Annotated in this window: 2 protein-coding genes; both read right to left on the bottom strand. The window is 69.1% G+C overall.

The genetic code is table 11. The features are described 5' to 3' along the window. Window positions 1–1173: P-type conjugative transfer protein TrbL (gene trbL / locus DI526_RS23375; RefSeq protein WP_304283441.1), on the bottom strand; the 1173-nt coding region annotated here is incomplete at its 3' end. Between the two features lies 1 nt (window position 1174). After that, entirely contained in the window at window positions 1175–1480 is a 306-nt protein-coding gene (gene trbK-alt / locus DI526_RS23370; protein ID WP_304283439.1) for a putative entry exclusion protein TrbK-alt, read from the bottom strand. Between the last annotated feature and the right edge of the window lie 149 nt (window positions 1481–1629).

Below are 1629 nucleotides of genomic sequence, written 5' to 3'. Positions count from 1 at the left end.
CGGTGCGTCCGGCGACAGCGTGGAGCTGCCGCCCGAAATGGTCCCGCCGGTCGCGGTGACGGCGGCACGTCCGCCGGAACGGTAGCTGTCCTTGAGCGAGGCTGCCGCCTTGCGGAGCGGCGACATGGCGGCGCCGACGGCGGCCTGGCCGACGCCGCCTGCGCCGCCAGCGACTGCGGCCGCGCCAGACTTGCCGGCCGAACCGAGCGCATAGGCGCTGTTGGCCGCTCCCGATGTGAAGGCGGCGCCGCGCGCCGCGCCGCCGACCGCGCCCGCTGCCGCGCCGACACCAAGCCGGGCGGCGGCAGCGCCGCCGGCCAGCGCGCCGCCAGCTGCGAGCACGGTTCCCGCTGCGGCCCCGGCGCCAAGCGCCGGGCCGCCCGACACGATGCCATTGGCGATCGATGGGCCGAAGATGCCAAGGCCGAGAAGACAGAGCGAGGCGAGCGCGACGGCCATCGCGTCCTCGATGCTGGGCTGCGCGCCCCCGAACCCGGCGCGGAACCCGTCGAACAAAGTCGAGCCGATACCAACGATGACGGCGAGCACCAGCACCTTGATGCCGGACGAGATTACCAGACCAAGCACGCGCTCGGCCATGAAGGCGGTCTTGCCGAACAGGCCGAACGGGATGAGGACGAAGCCGCAGAGCGTCGCCAACTTGAACTCGATCAACGTGATGAAAAGCTGGATCGACAGGATGAAGAAGGCCAGCACGACCATCACCCAGGCGAACAGCAGCACGGCGATCTGGATGAAGTTCTCGAAGAACGACACCCAGCCCATCAGGTCGGAAATGGATTCGAGGATCGGCTGGCCCGCGTCCAAGCCCACCTGCGCGACGCGGCCGGGCTGGAGCAACTCGGCAGCCGTAAAGCCGGTGCCGGATGCTTTCAGCCCCAAACCGGCGAAGCTCTCGAAGACGATTCGCGCCAGGCTGTTCCAGTTGCCGATGATGTAGGCGAAGATGCCGACGAAGAGAGTTTTCTTGACGAGGCGCGCGATGATGTCGTCGCCTTCGCCCCACGTCCAGAACAGTGCGGCCAAGGTCACGTCGATGACGATCAGGGTGGTGGCGATGAACGCCACCTCGCCGCCCAGCAGGCCGAACCCGCTGTCGATGTAGCGGGTGAAGACATCCAAGAAACGATCGACGACGCCGGTGCCGCCCATGTCAGTTCTCCATTGGGATGGCCCCATCGGGGATGCGAGCGGCGGGACGCGCGCCGGGCGCGAGGAAGCGGCGACGGTTCTCCGCCCAGGCGCGCAGGCAGTCGGCATCGCTGGCGCCGGCTTGCCCGAGCGATTGGCAGCGACGCAGCTCGATCAGCAGCGGGTCGGTTGACGCGGAGATGTCCGCTATGGCTGCGGACTCCCCGCGCGGCGGTTCCGGCGCGCGCGCCATTTCGATTGCGGTCATCGTGATGGCGATGGCGACGAAGACGATCGCGCCGAGCCGGGCGAGGAGTTTGCTGTCCACGGGCGTTAGTCTCGGAACATCCGCGCATTGCCCGGCTGGTAGCCGGTGCTCGGGGTAAGGAACCGCCGGAGCTGTTCGCGGGCCTGTGCTTGGGCGGCCGCCCGCTGCGCCATGTCGAGCGACTGCGCGCCGTCGCAGCGAGGGCGGCA

Source organism: Caulobacter segnis (assembly GCF_003243465.1).
Taxonomy (GTDB): domain Bacteria; phylum Pseudomonadota; class Alphaproteobacteria; order Caulobacterales; family Caulobacteraceae; genus Caulobacter; species Caulobacter segnis_A.
The sequence above is the reverse complement of the archived record's forward strand: the minus strand, read 5'-3'. Positions and strand labels throughout refer to the sequence as shown.